General features: G+C 58.9%; 14 protein-coding genes. 7 read left to right on the top strand and 7 right to left on the bottom strand.

Going from position 1 to position 17,765, the window contains the following annotated elements; translation table 11 throughout:
• Window positions 1-21: 21 nt before the first annotated feature.
• The 6 genes from eutB to doeA all read right to left on the bottom strand — a co-directional run bounded on the left by eutB (window position 22) and on the right by doeA (window position 7,064).
• Window positions 22-1,017: a hydroxyectoine utilization dehydratase EutB gene (gene eutB, locus GU3_RS08325; RefSeq protein ID WP_050899365.1), complete on the bottom strand. Its 996-nt coding sequence runs from the start codon at window positions 1,015-1,017 to the stop codon at window positions 22-24.
• Window positions 1,018-1,116: 99 nt separating this feature from the next.
• Entirely contained in the window at window positions 1,117-2,523 is a 1,407-nt protein-coding gene (locus GU3_RS08330; RefSeq protein ID WP_014292088.1) for an aspartate aminotransferase family protein, read from the bottom strand.
• Between the two features lie 55 nt (window positions 2,524-2,578).
• Window positions 2,579-4,096, bottom strand: coding sequence for an NAD-dependent succinate-semialdehyde dehydrogenase (locus GU3_RS08335; RefSeq protein ID WP_014292089.1), 1,518 nt, complete (start codon window positions 4,094-4,096; stop codon window positions 2,579-2,581).
• A gap of 195 nt (window positions 4,097-4,291) precedes the next feature.
• The gene (locus tag GU3_RS17400; protein WP_014292090.1) at window positions 4,292-4,771 is read right to left on the bottom strand and encodes an Lrp/AsnC family transcriptional regulator; all 480 of its coding nucleotides are present in this window, start codon (window positions 4,769-4,771) and stop codon (window positions 4,292-4,294) included.
• A 97-nt stretch (window positions 4,772-4,868) separates the two neighbouring features.
• Complete coding sequence (gene doeB, locus GU3_RS08345; protein ID WP_014292091.1) at window positions 4,869-5,870, bottom strand: N(2)-acetyl-L-2,4-diaminobutanoate deacetylase DoeB; 1,002 nt, start codon at window positions 5,868-5,870, stop codon at window positions 4,869-4,871.
• 6 nt (window positions 5,871-5,876) lie between these two features.
• Entirely contained in the window at window positions 5,877-7,064 is a 1,188-nt protein-coding gene (gene doeA / locus GU3_RS08350; protein ID WP_014292092.1) for an ectoine hydrolase DoeA, read from the bottom strand.
• 901 nt (window positions 7,065-7,965) lie between these two features.
• On the opposite strand from doeA, the gene dctP reads away from it, so the two are divergent.
• The 7 genes from dctP (at window position 7,966) to GU3_RS08385 (ending at window position 16,127) form a co-directional block, all read left to right on the top strand.
• Window positions 7,966-8,985, top strand: coding sequence for a TRAP transporter substrate-binding protein DctP (gene dctP / locus GU3_RS08355; RefSeq protein ID WP_041543052.1), 1,020 nt, complete (start codon window positions 7,966-7,968; stop codon window positions 8,983-8,985).
• Between the two features lie 64 nt (window positions 8,986-9,049).
• Window positions 9,050-9,613: a TRAP transporter small permease gene (locus GU3_RS08360; RefSeq protein WP_014292094.1), complete on the top strand. Its 564-nt coding sequence runs from the start codon at window positions 9,050-9,052 to the stop codon at window positions 9,611-9,613.
• Window positions 9,614-9,622: 9 nt separating this feature from the next.
• Window positions 9,623-10,915: a TRAP transporter large permease gene (locus tag GU3_RS08365; protein WP_237711122.1), complete on the top strand. Its 1,293-nt coding sequence runs from the start codon at window positions 9,623-9,625 to the stop codon at window positions 10,913-10,915.
• Window positions 10,916-11,007: 92 nt separating this feature from the next.
• Window positions 11,008-12,189: a M24 family metallopeptidase gene (locus GU3_RS08370; protein WP_041543628.1), complete on the top strand. Its 1,182-nt coding sequence runs from the start codon at window positions 11,008-11,010 to the stop codon at window positions 12,187-12,189.
• 44 nt (window positions 12,190-12,233) lie between these two features.
• Complete coding sequence (locus GU3_RS08375; protein WP_041543054.1) at window positions 12,234-13,280, top strand: low specificity L-threonine aldolase; 1,047 nt, start codon at window positions 12,234-12,236, stop codon at window positions 13,278-13,280.
• 103 nt (window positions 13,281-13,383) lie between these two features.
• The gene (locus GU3_RS08380; RefSeq protein ID WP_014292098.1) at window positions 13,384-14,817 is read left to right on the top strand and encodes an aldehyde dehydrogenase family protein; all 1,434 of its coding nucleotides are present in this window, start codon (window positions 13,384-13,386) and stop codon (window positions 14,815-14,817) included.
• Window positions 14,818-14,819: 2 nt separating this feature from the next.
• Entirely contained in the window at window positions 14,820-16,127 is a 1,308-nt protein-coding gene (locus GU3_RS08385) for an amidohydrolase (protein WP_014292099.1), read from the top strand.
• Between the two features lie 79 nt (window positions 16,128-16,206).
• Here the strand turns inward: GU3_RS08385 and nhaC are convergent, their stop codons facing one another.
• Window positions 16,207-17,679 (bottom strand): Na+/H+ antiporter NhaC, encoded by a 1,473-nt coding sequence (gene nhaC / locus GU3_RS08390; protein WP_014292100.1) that lies wholly within the window; start codon window positions 17,677-17,679, stop codon window positions 16,207-16,209.
• Between the last annotated feature and the right edge of the window lie 86 nt (window positions 17,680-17,765).

Below are 17,765 nucleotides of genomic sequence, written 5' to 3' on the forward strand. Positions count from 1 at the left end.
GAATGTTGCAAAAGGCGGTCGTTAACCAAGGCTGGCGGTGGCGATGACCCGGGCCTGGTCCAGGGTGTCCAGGGCCACATTATGGCCGCTGACCACAAACACCACCTGCTGGCCGCGCACGTCCAGATGGTGTTGTTCGATGGCAGCCACCCCCACCACGGCGGCCCCTTCCACCAGCATTTTTTCCTGCTCGGCAAAGTGCACCATGGCGCGGGCAATGGCGTCTTCGCTGACCAGGTAGGACTGGTCCATCACTCGGCGAACCACCTCAAAGCTGTATCGGTTAGTCAGGCCGATGCCCCCGCCCAGGCTGTCGGCAAAGGATTCGTATTCGGTCACCTGTACCGGCCGGCCTGCTTCCAGGCTGGCCACCATGGCCGCGCCCCTGTCCATGGTGACGCCGATCAGTTCAACGGCGGGGTTCACGCTCTTGACCGCAATGCCGATGCCGCCCAGCAGGCCGCCTCCGGACAGGCCGGCAAAGATGGTGTTCACCTGTGGCAAGTCCTCCAGAATTTCCAGGCCGATGGTGCCCTGACCGGCAATAATGTCCGGATGGTCAAAGGGAGGCAGGTAGGTCATGCCCTGCTCCTCTACCAGGCGCAGGGCCTCTACCTCGGCCTCGTCCTGGGAATTACCGATAATGCGCACGTCGGCACCCAGGGCGCGAATGGCGGCGACCTTGTTGGCCGGCACCAGCCGGGACAGGCAGATAATGGTGTTGACGCCGAGTTTGCTGCCGGCATAGGCGATGGCGCGGCCGTGGTTGCCGGTGGAGCAGGTGACCACGCCGCGCTGGCGTTGTTCGTCGGTCAGCTTGCTCATGGCAAAGGTGGCCCCCCGCAGCTTGAAGGCGCCGATGGGTTGCAGGGTTTCCAGCTTGAGCCAGGCCTCGCAGCCAAAGCGCCGGGACAGTGACTCGGAACGGATTAACGGGGTTCTGACCACTCGGCCCTGCAATGCCTGCCTGGCCAGGAAAACCTGATGTGGGCCGGGAATAAGGGAAGTTGCTGGCATGGGTGTGTTCTTCATGGGTTGCTACCGCAAAAGCGAGGATCGCTGGACGATCCTCGCTGGGTTGTGGTGTTACTGTGTTTCGGCTAATGCCGCGCCGGATTACTTGGCGTTCCAGTCACCGCTGCTGATCAGCTTGTCGGTCACCTTGTTGACCGCCCGCAGGGTGCGCTCAACAATGTCGTCCACTTCGCCCTTGGTCACCACCAGCGGCGGGGCAAAGCCCAGAATGTCGCCATGGGGCATGGCGCGGGCAATCAGGCCCTGCTCCAGACAGGCGGCGGCAATTTGCGGACCCACCTTGAGGTTGGGATCGAAGTGCTCGCGCTTGGCCTTGTTGCTGGAGAATTCCAGGGCGTGCAGCAGGCCCACACCGCGGCTTTCTCCTACCAGCGGGTGGTCGGCAAAGGCTTGCTGCATGCGTTGCTGCAGGTAGGCACCGGTGTCACGGGCATTACCGACCAGGTTTTCACGGGCGATGATGTCCAGGTTGCACAGGGCGGAAGCGGCACCCATGGGGTGGCCGGAATAGGTGTAGCCGTGGCCGATGGCGCCCCACTGATCGGTACCCTGCTCCAGTACGCTCCATACCTTTTCGCCCACGATCACGCCGGACAGCGGCTGATAGGCGGAGGTCAGGCCCTTGGCCACGGTCATCAGATCCGGCTTCATGTCGTAGTAGAGGGAGCCGAAATCGGCGCCCAGGCGACCGAAACCACACACCACTTCGTCGGCGATCAGCAGAATGTCGTACTTGTCGAGCACCTTGCGGATTTCGGTCCAGTAGCCCTCGGGCGGCGGCACGATACCGCCGGTACCCAGCACCGGCTCGCCGATCATGGCGGCAACGGTATCCGGACCCTCGGCCAGGATCATCTCTTCCAGCTTGGCGGCGCAGTACTTGGAGAACTCCAGCTCGCTCATGTTGTCATCGGGGCGGCGGTAGTAGACCGGCGCTATGGTGTGCTTGATGCGCTCCAGCGGCAGATCGAAGTGGGCATGGAACAGCGGCAGACCGGTCATGGAGCCGGACGCGATGCTGGAGCCATGGTAGCCGCGATCCCGGGAGATCACCTTTTTCTTCTGGGGCAGGCCGCGAGCGTTGTTGTAGTACCACACCAGCTTGAGCTGGGTCTCGTTGGCGTCGCTGCCGGACATGCCGTAGTACACCTTGCTCATGCCGGCGGGGGCCATCTTGATGATGCGGTCGGACAGCTCGATCAGCGCCTCGTTGGTGTGGCCCACATAGGTGTGGTAGTAGGCCAGCTTCTTGGCCTGCTCGTAGATGGCCTCGGCCATTTCGGTGCGGCCGTAGCCGATGTTCACGCAGTACAGGCCGGCAAAGGCATCGATCAGCTCCACACCTTCGGAGTCCTGGATGCGAATGCCCTGGGCGCCGGTGATGATGCGGCCGCCCACTTCACCATGAGCGTACTGCTTCAGGTGAGTGGAGGCGTGGAACACGGTGTTGCGGTCGATTTCGAGCAGCTTTTTGGTATCTATGGTCATGTTAAATACTCCTGTAATCAGTACGTAAAGTGGCTATGTTGTTCCATTTGTGAGTTCAGCTGCCGCTGACGGTGGGCAAGGCCCCCAGGCAGTAATATTTGATCTGGCTGTATTCATCGAAGCCATGACGGCTGCCCTCACGGCCCAGGCCGGATTGCTTGACGCCGCCGAAGGGGATGGGGTGGCCGGTCATCTTTACCGAGTTGACCGAGACCATGCCAAACTCCAGGCCGCGCATCAGTTGCCAGATATGGCGAATGTCGTGGCCGTACACATAGGCGGCCAGGCCGTATTCGGTGTCGTTGGCCAGGGGGATCAGCTCGTCGATGCTGTCATAGGGCAGCACGCCGGCCACCGGACAGAAGTTCTCCTCACGGAACACCTTCATGTCGGGAGTGACGTCGGCCAGCAGGGTGGGCATAAAGAAGTTCTCGCCCGGTGCCTGGCTCTGGTCGCCGGCGATCAGCCGGGCGCCTTTGGCGATGGCGTCGTCAACGATGTCCTGGGCCTTGATCACGGCCTGGCGGAAGATCAGCGGGCCCATGGTCACGCCGTCATCAAAGCCGTTGCCTACCTTGATGGTGGCCATTTCGGCGGCGAAGGCGGTGAGGAAGGCCTCATACTTGTCGCGCGGCACAAAAATGCGGTTGGCGGCCAGGCAGTCCTGACCGGCGGTCTGGAACTTGGCATCCACGGCGGCCTTGGCGGCGGCGGTGATGTCCATGTCGGGCAGCACGATAAAGGGAGCGTTGCCGCCGAGCTCCATGGAGCATTTCTTGACGGTGGACGCGGCCTGCTCCAGCAGCAGTTTGCCGACCCGGGTGGAGCCGGTGAAGGACAGCGCCTTGACCTTGTCGGACTGGCACAGCACGCCGCACACCTCGGCGCCGTCGCCGGGAATGACGTTATAGACCCCAGCCGGAAAACCGGCGCGCTCGGCCAGCTCCGCCAGCGCCAGCGCCGAAAACGGGGTTTCATTGGCGGGCTTGACCAGCACGGTACAGCCGATGGCCAGGGCTGCCGCCGCCTTGCGGGTGATCATGGCATGGGGGAAGTTCCAGGGCGTGATCAGTGCTGCTACGCCGATAGGCTCGCGCAGGGTGGCCAGCTGGGCATTGGGAATATGGCTGGGAATGGTATCGCCATAGGCCCGGCGGGCCTCTTCGGCAAACCAGCGAATAAAGGAAGCACCATAGTTCACTTCACCGCGGGCATCCTCCAGGGACTTGCCCTGCTCCAGTACCATCAGGGTGGCCAGATCTTCCTTGTGCTCCAGGATCAGATCGTGCCAGCGCATCAGAATGGCGGCGCGTTCGTCGGCCATCAGCGCCCGCCAGGCGGGCATGGCCTGATCGGCGGCATCAATGGCCAGCCGGACTTGCTGTGGCTGCAGTTGGGTGCAGTGGCCAATCACGTCATTGGTGGCCGGATTCAGCACCGCCACGTCCTGAGTATCGGCGACCCATTTGCCGTTGACATAGGCCAGCTCGCGCACCAGACGGGGATCTTGCAGGTAAGGCATGATGGCTTCGGTGACCTTGCTGTCGAAGTTGTGCTGTAAGGAAAGACTCATAAACACCACCGGTTTGTTATAGGGGTACGGGTTGTTGCTATGAGGTCATTCTAGGAGGGGAGCGGGAAGAATACTTTTTGTTGCCCGGGGTCAAAAGGGGCAATTTTTCTGGAGTTTGAAGTAAAAAATGGTGTTTTTGCTGGGGTTTGAACAGGACCGGTAAGCGGGAGGGGAATGCGCCGGTCCGGTGCTGGCTCAGGCCAGCATGTTGGGCAGAAATTCCAGCTTAAAGGCTTGCTGCTTGATGGTTTTGGTGACGATATAGGTGAAATAGCGTTCAATGCCGAGGTCGGACACCAGCCAGCTGTCCATCAGGCGCTGGTAGTGATCGATGCCTTCGCTCATGACCCGAAGCATGTAATCCACACCGCCGCCGGTGGCGTAGCAGTCCACCACTTCGTCGCACTGCATCATGGCTTTTTCGAAACGCTGAAAGGCGTCGGCATTGTGCTGCTTGAGGGTCACTTCCACCATGACCGGGGTGCGTTTGAACAAGGCTTCGGTATTGATGCGGGCGCCGTAACCCTGAATGATGCCGGCATCTTCCAGTCGCTTGACCCGCTCCCAGCAAGGACTGACCGACAGGTTGATGGCTTCGGCCAGGCCCGATTTGGTGATTCGGCCCTGCTCATGCAGTATGTGCAGAATTTTGATGTCGTAGCGATCCAGACGCATTGTTACTACCTGTTTACGTTTTTGAAGACTTTCCGCAGTATACAAAGGGCTGCCGGTCGTCACTAGCAGCCCCTGCAGGATTAATTGTAAACTTTTTTTAACAAGCGACTTCAACCGCCAGGACGGCGAAGGTGTCACCAATGTCGATCAGTGCCGGATGGCGTCGACCGGCCAGGATGCCGTCGCGCCGGGCCCGGTATTCCGTCGGAGGCTGGCCGGTACGCTCCAGGGTGTGGATGGAGGCCACCAGATCCCCTTGCTTGACTTGGTCGCCCAGGGCCACGTGCATCTCCAGCAGTCCCTTGTGCTCGCTCATCATGTAGCAGGAGCCATCGGGCATGTCCAGCAGGCGCGGCGGCGTGTCGGGCAACTGGTAGTCGCCCTGGGTGATGCCGGTGAAAAGCAGAAAGTTATGCAATCCCCGGTCGACCATGGCAATGGTTTCCGGGGTGCTGGTGCCCCCGCCGCACAGTTCGGTGGTCACAAAGACCTTGCCCTGGGATTCCACCGCCGTGTCATACAAAGAGGCGGTGTCGAGTTCAAACATCACCACCGTATTGGGCGCGCCGAATAACTTGGCGCCCTTGATACAGGCCTCTTCCTGGGCCGCGTCCGGCAACCGGTGAGCGGCGGAAAACGGTATAAAGTCCAGGGTCTTGCCACCGGAGTGAATGTCCAGGGCATAGTCACACATCGGCACCAGGTAGCGGTTGAAGTAATCGGCAATGCGCTGGGTCATGGTGCCTGCCGGATCCCCCGGAAAGCTGCGGTTCATGTTGCCCTTGTCGATGGGAGAGGTGCGGCTGCCCTGCTGGACGGCCGGATAGTTCATGGCCGGCACTATGATCACCCGGCCCTGGATCTGCTCCGGCTCCAGACGGTTGGCCAGCTTGAGCAGGCCGGTAATGCCCTCGTATTCGTCGCCATGGTTGCCGCCGGTGAGCAGGGCGGTGGGACCGTCGCCGTTTTTGATCACGGTGATCGGAATCATGATGCAACCCCAGGCCGACTGATCGCTGGAGTAGGGCAGCTTCAGGAAACCGTGCTGTTTGCCGTTTTGCTCGAAATCGACAGTGGGAGTGATGGTCGTTGCCTGCATGCGTCGTTACCTCTTCACAAAAAGTTGGCGCGGATAGTTACACAGGGTTTCCACCCCGGTGTCGGTGATGACGATACTCTCGGTGGTCTCTATGCCCCAGTCATCCAACCACAACCCTGGCATAAAGTGGAAGGTCATGCCCGGCTCCAGTATGGTCTGATCGGTGTTACGCAGGCTCATGGTGCGCTCGCCCCAGTCCGGCGGATAGCTCAGACCGATGGGATAACCGCAGCGCGCGCCTTCCCGGTCGAAGCCATATTCGGCCAGAGTGGCATTGAGTGCGTTGGCGATATCGGCACAACGGTTGCCGGGCTTGGCCGCCGCCAGGCCGGCCTCGAGGCCGGCGTTCAGGGCCTCGGCGCCGCGCAGAAAGTCATCGGTGGGCTGGCCCAGGTAGATGGTGCGGGACAGCGGGCAATGGTAACGGCGGTGACAGCCGGCGATCTCAAAGAAGGTCCCTTCATTGTTGTTGAACGGGCGCTCATCCCAGGTCAGGTGGGGCGCCGACGCATCCTTGCCGGAAGGCAGCATGGGCACAATGGCCGGGTAGTCGCCGAAGTGGCCGTCGTGGCCTTCCATCGCCACCCGGTATATTTCGGCCACCAGCCGGTTTTTGGGCAAGCCGGGCTCGATCATCTCAAAGGCGGCCTGGTGCATGTTTTCCACAATACGGGCGGCAATGCGCATGTATTTCAGCTCGGTTTCCGACTTGACCGCCCGGCACCAGTTGACCAGGGAAGTGGCGTCCACCAGGTTCGCCTCCGGCAGGTTTTCCGTCAGCGCCAGATAGGCGGTGGGGCTGAAATAATAATTGTCCATTTCGATGCCGATGTTGCCCCGGGCCCAGTCCCTGGGTTTGAGGATCTGGTTGGCCAGGTATTCCATGGCGTGCAGCGGCGGGTTCATCACATAGTGGTCCGGATACCAGGTGATGTTTTCTTCCTGCAGATAGACGGTACGCTTGGCACCATGAGAGTCCATTTGCCGGCCATACCAGATGGGCTCGCCGGCCATGCCGACCACCACCACCTGGGGCGTGTAAAAGGACCAGCCGTCATAGCCGGTAAGCCAGGCGATATTGGACGGATCATGCACGATCAGGGTGTGCATTTCGTGCCTGTCCATGGCGGCGCGTACCTTGGCCAGGCGCTGCTGATATTCTTCGATGGCGAAATTGAGAATATGGTTATGCATTGGATACTTCTCATCAATGACAATCGGGACCACCAAACCCTGTCTGCCCCTGTGGACAAACAGTAAGTGGAGTTTTTTACGTTTACAGGAAAGTCGCGGTTGAGTCGGCAATATTGGCCGGCTCAACCGCACATCAGCGATCGAGCGAGAACAGGCCTTGAATCCGGAGGAATGTTATTCTTGCCGGCGAAATGACAGAATGAAATAAGATTGAGCTTTGGCAGTATTCATCCATGGGGCTTCTCTCGCCAGGCGTTATGTCTAATCGACATGGTTAAAACCGTTCATCCATAACAATAACGATAAGATTACCATTCCCTTTTCCTTATTTCGTATTGTGGCGAGCACAATAGGTCGAAATGGTGAATGTTCAAAAGTTATTGTCCAGTTCTTTTTTCGGCGCCAGTACACACCAGCGTATTTAATGTTGTCAATTGTTTTTTTTGCCTTTGCTCATAAAACTTTGACGTCCGTCTTAAATACTGTCGTATCCGGGAAACAGGATGGCCGACATGCACCTGATTATGACGATAGCTGGTTCGTTTGTCTGCCCACCGGCAGGGCGCTCGGCACGATATCCGGGCCGTTCGGGCACTCGGTTAAAGGGGTGTTAAATTCCATAAAATCCAGTAATAACAATCGATTAGGTGGATTTTTTGGTTGCCGGAGTTGCTCCTGCCAGTCACACATTTTCTGTTGTGGGGGGCAATAACAGAAGAAGTCGCAACATCCGGCCCCGTGACACGAAAAAAAATTTTCTCCGGCTGCGGTTAGAGTACCCAAGCACCCGAATCGCGACCTGTGAAAACAGTGCAAATTAGCAGTAACGAACAGAGGATGTCCGGAGCAACGGCCAACACCATCCTTTAATGTTAAATGAACCATCAGAGGGATTTCTGATATGAGTAATACACCATGGAATCTGGCTGCCAAGCTTTCTGCTGTGGCCCTGGCTTTTTGTTCTGTACAAGTGAATGCTGCTACCTGGCGTTATGCGATAGAAGAAAGTATGACTGAGGTACAGGGCGTATATGCAACCAAGTTCAAGGAAGTCATCGAAGCCAACTCCAGTCATAAAGTAAATATTTATCCCTTTGGTACCCTGGGGGAGTCCGTCGATGTTATGGAGCAGGCTCAGGCGGGTATATTGCAATTTGTTGATCAGTCCCCCGGTTTTACCGGCAGCCTGATCCCCGAAGCTCAGGTTTTCCTGATGCCTTATGTGCTGCCCGAAAAGCAAAGCGAAATTAATTATTTCTTTAAAAACTCCAAGGTGATTAACGAGGACTTTCCCAAGCTTTACGCAGAGAAAGATCTGGAACTGTTGAGTATGTTTCCGGAAGGCCGGGTGCATATCACTACCCAGCAGCCATTTGAATCTCCCGAAGATCTGGACGGCGTCAAGGTGCGGGTGATGACCTCGCCTTTGCTGGTTGAAACCTACAAGTCGTTTGGTGCCGTGCCCACGCCGCTACCCTGGGGGGAAGTATTTGGTGCGCTGCAAACCAAGATGATTCAGGGGCAGGAAAACCCCATGTTCTATATCGAATCCACCAAGATGTATGAAGTCTCCGAGGTGATCACCGATATTGGTCATAACATCTTCACGACCGCAGTCATGGCCAATAAACATTTCTACGACAGCTTGTCGGCGGAAGATCAGGCGTTGATTCAGCAAGCGATCAGCGAAGCCACGGATTACATTCTTGAGTATCAGCAGGGGCTGGAAGAAGAGTCCATTGCCAAGGTCAAAGCGGCCAAGCCGAGTATCACACTGGTTTCCCTCGACGAGGACAAGCGGGTGCGTTTCCGTGAAGCCTCAGCGCCGGTAAAAGATAAGTTCGTTGCCATGACCGGCGAATCGGGCAAAGCCATCCTTGAACAGATGGAAGTGGATCTGAAAGCAGCAATCGGCAAGTAAGCTCCTTTTTGTGGTGCAGGCGTGCCTGCACCACAGTGGTACTACAAAACTCAAGGACCTGCTGATGAAAACCTCGTCCCCCAGCCGACTAAAGTCGGGTTACCATCACTTTATTGCGGCTATTAATAAAGTGGAAGGCGCCATACTGATGATCAGTGTGCTGCTCATGGCGTTCAATAACATTGCCAATGTTGTCGGGCGTGTTTTTTTCAATCACAGTTTGTTTTTTGCGGAAGAAGTAAACAGCATTCTGATTATTCTGGTGACATTTGCTGGAACCAGTTTTGCGGCCCGTCACGGAAGCCATATTCGCATGACGGCGATATTTGACGCCCTGCCTAAAAAGTATCAGAAATTGCTGATGATTATTATTTCCTTTGTTACCGCGCTCTGTATCTTTGTGATCGGCTACTTCTCAATCAAATATATATTGTGGATAGCGCCGCGTGGACAAGTGCTGCCCGCCTTGCAAATACCGGTATACAGTATTTATGTATGGGCACCGATCAGTTTGTTTATCACCGGCATGGAATATTTTGTCGCCGGAATAAAGAACCTGTTTAATACCGAGATTTTCCTGGCCAGTGAAATTACCACCCAGCAACATGAAACTGTGGCAGATATTTAGGGGATAAAAATGGACATGACCTCATTAATGCTGGTAGCCATGGTCTTGCTGCTGTTGCTCGGGTTTCCGATGGTGATCCCCATGCTGGCGGCCACCCTTATCGGCTTTTACGTACAATTCAACGGATTTGACAGCTCTCACTTCATGATCCAGCAGATGTTTGCCGGCATTCGGCCAGCCTCGCTGATCGCCGTGCCCATGTTCATTCTGGCGGCGGACATCATGACCAAGGGGCGTTCTGCGAACAAGCTGATTGAAATGGTGATGACCTATATCGGCCACTATAAAGGAGGGCTAGCAGTCAGCACGGCCGCGGCCTGCACCATGTTTGGTGCCGTGTCCGGCTCAACCCAGGCCACGGTGGTGGCGGTCGGCTCACCGCTCCATCCAAAGCTTATCCAGAATGGTTACAAGGATTCGTTCTCTCTCTCCCTGATCATCAGTGCCAGTGGCATCGCCCTGCTCATTCCACCGAGTATCGGTATGATTATTTATGGTGGTATTTCACAGACCTCCATTTCAGAGTTGTTTATTGCGGGTATCGTGCCTGGCTTGCTGATCCTGATTTTCTTTTCTGCTTATTCCGTGTTCTTCGCCGTTAAACACCAGGTACCGACGGTCAGCAAGGCCACATGGGAAGAAAAGGTCAAGGCAACCCGGGCAGCCATCTGGCCACTTGGTTTTCCCATTATTGTGGTGATTGGTATTTATGGCGGTCTGTTCAGCCCGACCGAGGCCGCATCGGTTTGTGTGCTCTATGCCCTGTTGCTGGAGGTTGTCGTATTCCGTGAGTTAACGTTCAAGGACGTGCTCGGCATTGCCAAGTCCACCGGTCTGATTACGGCGGTGGTGTTTATTCTGGTGGCGGCGGGCAGTGCCTTTTCATGGGTGATTTCATTTGCACAGATCCCGCAGGCCATTATGGCCGGGCTGGGGCTGAATGAAGCATCTGAAGTCGGCTTGCTGCTGGCAATTTCCATTGCCTTCTTTGTTGGCTGCATGTTTGTCGATTCCATTGTGGTTATTTTGATCCTGGTGCCGATTTTTCTGCCCGAAATTGAACGGCTGGAACTGGATAAAGTACTGATTGGCGTCATCATTACCCTGCAGGTTGCCATTGGCGCGGTCACGCCACCATTCGGTTGCAATATCTTTACCGCCGTGGCGGTATTCCGCCGGCGTTATATGGATGTGGTTAAGGGATCTCTGCCGTTTGTGATTATGCTGGTCACGGTTGCCGTGTTGCTGATACTGATGCCGCAGATTGCCCTGTTTTTGCGTGACCTGGCTTTCGCCAAATAAGCCATCCATCAATCTTTACTAAAGCGACACACCGGCAAGTGTTTGCCGGTGTGTCCGCCCGTGTCAGTGACCCTGAGTTGGAGTTTATCTCTGTGAAGTATCAACCGCTATTCAGTCTTGATGAATATCAACAACGTTTGTACCAGACCCGGCAACGCATGCTGGAGCAGGGCATTGATGTGCTGATTGTCAGTGAACCTGCCAATCTGTATTACCTGACGGGCTATGATGCCTGGTCATTTTATACTCCCCAGTATGCGCTGGTAAGTCAGGACTGGGATAAGCCGCTGTGTGTGGTGCGCGGTCAGGATGTGAATGGTGCCAGGCTGACCAGTTATCTCGGGGATGAGCATATTATCGGTTATTCCGATCACTATATTCAGAATCCGGTCGCCCATTGCATGGCGTTTATCGCCGAGCTGCTGAGGGAGCGGGGCAAGGCAAGCAGCCGGATCGGCTATGAGGGCGACAGTTTCTTCTTCAGCGGCCGCAGCCTGCTGCAGTTGCAGCACCATCTGCCCAACGCCACCCTGGTGGATGCCGATGCCCTGGTGAACTGGGTGCGCAGCGTCAAGTCCGATGCCGAAATCGGTTATATGCGCCAGGCCGCCCGTTTGACCGAGCTGACCATGGCCAGGGCCATTGAGAAGATCAAACCCGGTGTCCGGCTGGCAGACGTGGCGGCGGAGGTGTATGCCAGCTCGGTAGCCGGGCTGGAAGAGTATGCGGGAGAGTATGCGGCCATCGCTCCGCTGATCCCGGCCGGCGCCGGCACCTCCTGCCCCCATGTGACCTGGCGGGATGAGGTGTACAAGACGGGGGACTGCTCCACCCTGGAGATATCCGGCGTCAAGGCCCGTTACCACGCACCCCAGAGCCGTACGGTGTTTCTCGGCCAGCCCAACCCCAGGGCCTATGACACGGTGCAAATCGTGCTTGAGGGCATTGAGGCCGTGCTCGAGACCGCCAGGGAAGGGGTCTATGCTCACCAGGTTCATGCCGCCTGGGACGCGGTGATCTCCCGGCACGGCATCGTCAAGGACTCCCGCTGCGGTTACAGCATTGGTATCGGCTATCCGCCCGACTGGGGCGAGCGCACCATCAGTTTCCGGCCCATCGACAACACCCTGCTGACCGAAAACGTCACCATGCACTTTATGCCCGGGGTCTGGTTCGATGACTGGGGAGTGGCCATCACCGAGTCTATCCGTATCACCAAAACCGGGGCCGAATGCCTGTGCAACACCCCGCGTGAGCTGTTTATCATTGACTGAATGGCGGGCACCGGCTTTCCGGCCGGTGCCTTACAGGAGAGGTTATGACCACATCGCCGATGTTTGCCAGCGACAACGCCGCCGGAGTGCATCCCGCGGTTCTGGCGGCGCTGGCCGAGGCCAACCGGGGCCACGCCCTGGGCTACGGGGCCGATGACTATACCGCCCGGGCCAATCAGGCCTTCAAGCGACTCTTTGGCGAGCAGGCCGAAAGCTTTCTGGTGTTTAACGGCACCGGCGCCAATGTGATCGCGCTCAAGGGGCTGCTGCGCTCTTACGAGGCGGTGTTTTGCTCCGCCGAGTCCCACTTGTGGATAGATGAAGCCGGCGCCCCCGAGCAGTTCCTCGGTGCCAAGCTGATCACCCTGCCGGCAGACAACGGCAAAATCCGCCTCGACGACATGCTGCCCCGGCTGGGGGACATCGGTTTTCAGCACCGCAGCCAGCCCAGGGTCATTTCCATTGCCCAGTGCACCGAGCGCGGCTCCGTCTATCGCCGGGACGAACTCCAGGCGATCTGTGACTTTGCCCGCCGGCACGGCTTTTATGTGCATATCGACGGTGCCCGTATTCACAATGCGGTGGCGGCACTGGGCGGTGATTGCAAGCGGCTGTTTACCGACATCGGGGTGGACGTGGTGTCCTTTGGCGGCACCAAGAACGGCCTGATGATGGGGGAGGCGGTGGTGGTGCTCAACCCCGAGCTGCAGGCGAACTACGCGGTGATCCGCAAGCATGGCATGCAGCTGGCGTCCAAAATGCGCTTTCTTGCCGCCCAGTTTCTGGCCTATTTCGACCAGGATCTCTGGCTGCACAATGCCGCCCACGCCAACCGCATGGCGGCCTGCCTGGCCGAGCAATTGCACACCGTGCCCGGCGCCCGTCTGATGGTACCGGCAGAAACCAACATGCTGTTTGTGGAGATCCCCAATGCGTGGATAGCGCCATTGCAGCAACAGGCCTATTTCCATGTGTGGCGGGCCGACAGCCGGCCTGGGTTCTCCGAAGTCCGGCTGGTGATGTCCTTTGATGTTACCCAGGCCGACATCGAGGCCTTTATCGGAACAATGCGGCGGCTGGCCACCGGCTGAGACAAACCACGACGCGGTGCGCCCATGTATCAGGCAACGGATATGCCGGTGACGAGGGTCACTGACATGGCAAGTGCGGATACCTCATTCAAGGAGAACAATGATGGCGATGGTTAGACTGAACAACCCCTTTACCGGTGACCGGGTATTTGAGCAGGAATCCGCCAGCTATGGCGAGGTGGCGGGCAAGCTTACTCGGGCCCGATCTGCCTACCGGCGCTGGTCCAAGGTGCCGGTCGCGACGCGGGCGCGTCTGCTGCGAGAGGCGCTGGCGGTGTTTGAGGCGGCCCGGGACGAGATCAGTGACGCCATTGCCCGTGAAATGGGCAAACCCAAAACGGCGGCGGCCGACGAGCTGAGCTACATGATCGAGCGGGCGCAATACATGTGCCGTTTTGCCGAGGACGGGGCGCTAGCGGATCTGGATCTCTCGGCCTATCACGATGCCGACTTCCAGGGACGTATCCGCTATCGGGGCAAGGGAGTGGTGTACATCATCAGCCCCTGGAATTATCCGTTGTTTACCGCCATCAACGGCGTGATTTGTGCGTTGTTGAGCGGCAATACCGTGATGCTCAAACACACCACCACGCCTTCGGCAGGCCGGCTGTTTGAGCGGGCGTTTCACCACCTCGGCGAGTACCGGGATCTGCTGTTCAATATCACCGTCGACTACGAGGTGTCCGCCGCCATTATCGAGCGGGGCGACATCAACCATGTGGTGTTTACCGGCTCGGTCCAGGGCGGGCGGGTGATCCAGCAGAGCATTGCCCGGCGGGCGATGAACGAATGGTTGGAATCGCCCTTTATCGACGTCTCCCTGGAGCTTGGCAGCAACGATGCCTGCTATGTCGCCGAAGACGCCGATCTGGAGCAGGCCCTGTTGTGGGCGGTCAAGATAGGCCGGCTGCACAATTCCGGCCAGTCCTGCTGTGCCGTCAAGCGGGTCTATGTGCATGAGTCCTTATACGAGGATTTCATTGCCGGCGCCCGGCGCATCATGGCTGAGGAGGTCAATGGTGATCCGCTGAAGGCGGGCACCACCCTGGGGCCGCTGTTCGGCGGCACGCCCGCCATCGAGGGGTTGCTGGCGCTGGTGGATGATGCCCTGACCAAGGGCGCCAGGCTGGAAATAGGGGGATGCCATGAAACCATTGACGGCTGCGACTTTATTCAGCCGACGCTGGTAAGCGGCGTGGATCACGGCATGCGCATCATGAAAGAGGAAACCTTTGGACCGGTCCTGCCGGTGATGAAGGTTAGCCGCGACGAAGAGGCGTTCGGGCTGGTGGGGGATACCCGCTTCGGGTTGACCGCCTCCATTTTTACCCGTTCCCGGGCCCGGGCCGATGCCTTTATGAGCGCCCTCGACTTTGGCACCCTGTTTGTGAACCGCTGCAACGTCGTGGATGCCCGGCTGGCCTGGACCGGCCTGCGCCACTCCGGTAACGGCTCGCTGGCGCTGTCGCCGGAAGGACTGCGGGCCTTCAGCAACAAGTGTTCACTCAATATCAACGGTGCCGGACTGGAGGAATAAGCATGGCCTATTACGACCGGCTGAACGAGCAGGCCCGGGCGGTGCTGGATTATGTCAGCACTTTCCGGCACGACTTTCATCGTCATCCCGAGCTGTCCTGGTGTGAATTCCGCACCACCGCCCTGTTGTGCCGGGAGCTGGCGCGTCTGGGTTATCAGCTTCGCTGGGGGCGCCCGTTGTGGGGCCCCCTTCAGCCCCATAATCTGCCGCCCCGGGAGCAGTTGCAGGCGGCCTTTGCCGCCGCCCGGGCGGAGTTGGGGGAAGACGATCCCTACCTGGCCGAGATGGAAGGGGGCTATACCGGGCTGGTGGCCGAGCTGATCTGCGATGAGGACGGCCCTCACCAAGGGTTTCGCTTCGACATGGATGCGCTGCCCGTCCACGAAAGCGGCGGCTGTGATCACCCGCCCAGCGCGGCGGGGTTTGCCTCGGCGGTGGCAGGACGGATGCATGCCTGTGGCCACGATGGCCACATGGCCATTGGCCTCGGGCTGGCCCGGCTGCTGGCGGAGCACCGGCACCAGCTCAGGGGCCGGTTCACGCTGTTTTTTCAGCCGGCGGAAGAAGTGGCCGGCGGCGGTGTGCACTTTGCCCGTTTGCCCCAGCTGCAGGGGGTGGAGCGGTTTTACTCGGTGCATCTCGGGATTGTCGACAAGCCGGTGCTGGTGTGTGACGCCCGCTGGATTGCGGGCAGCGTGTTTGATGTGCGTTTGGGCGGACGCCCGGCCCATGCGGGCAATAACCCGCAGTACGGGCGTAATGCCCTGTTGGCGGCCTGCCAGGCCGTCACCGGTCTGTATGGCATTGCCCGGCACGGTGAGGGAGCGTCCAGGGTCAATGTGGGCAGCATGCACGCCGACAATCCCAGCAACATCATTTGTGACGAAGCGCGTTTTCGCTTTGAGGTGCGCGGGGCGAGCAACGCCATTCGTGACTTCATGGTCACCAGAGCCAAAGAGGTGATCGAAGGGGCGGCGGCCATGCAGCAGGTGGAGGTGGAGATGGTGCCGGTCACGCGCTTTGAAAACCACCCCAACCACCCGCAGCTGGCGGCCTGGATCAGGGAGCAGGCACAGGCCTTCGGGCTGAACGACGCCGAGATCCAGGACAGTTATCTGGTGCCGGCCAGTGAAGATGCGACCTTTATGACCCGGGTGGTCAATGAGCAGGGAGGGCAGGGCTGTCACCTGGTGTTCGGTTGCCCGGTGGCGGGCGGGCACCATAACAGCCGCTTCGACATACCGGATTCCCTGCTGGCCTGGGGCAGCAGTTTTTATTTCCAGCTGGCGCGCCAAGCACAGCAAGGCTGACCGGGGCTTCCCGGGCGCGGCCAGGAGCAGAACAACAAAAACGGGCCATTCGGCCCGTTTTTCAGTTTGGCGATGGGAGTTATTTTGCCGGCACCGGCGTGGCCAGTTCGGCGGCTTCTCGTTGCCATTGCGCCTTTTCCTCGGCGGAGGCCTTGGGCGAGAACCAGCCCAGGTGGGCATAGGCCATGCCGATCAGCGGCGACAACCAGCAGGCAAAGGCCAGCGGAATGTACAGCAGGTTTTCGGTGTTGCCCTCGGCGATGCCGAGCCCCAGGGCGGTGATCACCACGGCGCCGCCGGCGTTCCAGGGAATGAGCGGCGAGATCAGGGTGCCGCCTTCCTCACAGGCCCGGGACAGGTTGAGCGGCGAGTAGCCCTTGGCCTTGTAGGCGGGGGCGTACATGCGACCGGGCAGGGCAATGGACAGGTAAGGGTCGCCGGCCACCACGTTGGTCATGGCCGAGGTGGCAATGGCGGAAGACTGCATGGCGCCAAAGCTGTTGGCCCGGGTAAGGATCTTCTCCATGATCACCTCCAGGCAGCCGGTGCGTTCCAGCACGCCGCCAAAGGCCAGGGCCACCAGCATCAGGGTAATGACCCAGGTCATGCTCTGAATGCCGCCCCGGTTGAGCAGGGCATCGATTTCGCGCACGCCGGTGTCTATCTGGTAGCCGCTGAACATGAACTCGAACGCCTGTTGCAGGCCCACACCCTGAGTCAGCATGGCGGTGGCCAGGCCCAGCAGGGCGCCGGCAAACAGGGTGGGCAGGGCTGGCATTTTCTTCAGGGCCAGACCAATGGTCACCACCAGTGGCAGCAGCAGCGTCCAGGACAGCGCAAAGTTGTTATCCAGGCCGTTGATGATGGTGTCGATGCGGGCAAAGTCCACCGCCTGATCACCAATCAGACCAAAGCCCGCCACCAGGTAAATGACCAGGGCAATGAGCATGGCGGGAATGGTGGTGGGCAGCATGTTGCGAATGTGGTCGAATAGATCTACCCCGGTGACGGCGGGGGCCAGGTTGGTGGTGTCCGACAGCGGTGACATCTTGTCACCGAAGAAGGCGCCCGACACCACGGCGCCGGCGGTCCAGTACATGGGAATGTCAAAACCGTTGCCAATGCCCATCAGCGCCAGGCCCACGGTGCCGGTGGTGCCCCAGGAGGTACCAAGCGACACCGACACCACGGCGCAGATCAGCACGCAGGCGGCCAGGAACAGCTCCGGGGAAATCAGGCTGAGCCCGATCTTGATGAGGTAGGGCACGGTGCCGCTGGCAATCCAGATGCCGACGATCATGCCCACGATGATCAATATGCCCACCGACTGCAGGCCCAGACGGACCACGTGCAGGATGCCGTCTTCCATGTCGTGCCAGCGGTAGCCGCGCAGCCAGCCGATCAGGGCGGTCATGGCCACGCCCATGGCCAGCGGCACATGGGGGGTGAAATTGCCGAAGTAAAACAGCTGTACGCCCAGCACCACAAAGGTGAGGGCAATGGGTAGACAGGCCAGCCAGAAGCCGGGTTTTTGCGGGGCTTGTGTTGTCATGGTTCTCTCCTTGAGCCACCGCCGGCCCGGCGAGATGCCGGGCGGCATGAATGTAACAGGCTCAGGCTAAGGGGAGAATGTAAGGC

The organism is Oceanimonas sp. GK1 (genome assembly GCF_000243075.1).
Taxonomy (GTDB): domain Bacteria; phylum Pseudomonadota; class Gammaproteobacteria; order Enterobacterales; family Aeromonadaceae; genus Oceanimonas.